The organism is Clostridium boliviensis (assembly GCF_033342255.1).
Lineage (GTDB): Bacteria > Bacillota > Clostridia > Lachnospirales > Lachnospiraceae > Lacrimispora > Lacrimispora boliviensis.
This window is the reverse complement of sequence record NZ_JAWONS010000204.1, coordinates 1-384: the sequence shown is the minus strand read 5'-3', so window position 1 is coordinate 384 and position 384 is coordinate 1. Positions and strand designations below refer to the sequence as shown.

Below are 384 nucleotides of genomic sequence, written 5' to 3'. Positions count from 1 at the left end.
TTGATCGAGATGGAATCAGCAAAGCAATTTACCAATACCTTTCCCCGGTTAAATCACTGGCCTCTCCATACAAGCCGGGAATGAACTTGATGCGTTGGCGGCCGCCGGACGTTGAAGATTGTGGCTCCTATCTAATTATGGACCACACATACTACAGATTTTACACAATAAGTTACATGCCGGAGGAAATTGTGGCGGGATGGCTGGACAATCTTTTGAGCCTCAAGATTAATTTGGATATCTCGATTTGTCTTCGTCCGGTGCCGAAAGCCGCCATAATCAAGCGAATAAATGAAAAGATCTCTGACTATCAAGCAATGGAAATCGACCATCTGCCCGAATCGGTAAAACAAGATTATGAGGAAAAGATCCAATCCAATAAAG

1 protein-coding gene is annotated in these 384 nt (G+C 43.8%); it reads left to right on the top strand.

From position 1 onward, the window contains the following. Positions 1-191: 191 nt before the first annotated feature. Positions 192-384, top strand: a 193-nt coding sequence (locus tag RZO55_RS12495; RefSeq protein WP_318064616.1) for a hypothetical protein, incomplete at its 3' end; no start/stop codon positions are given.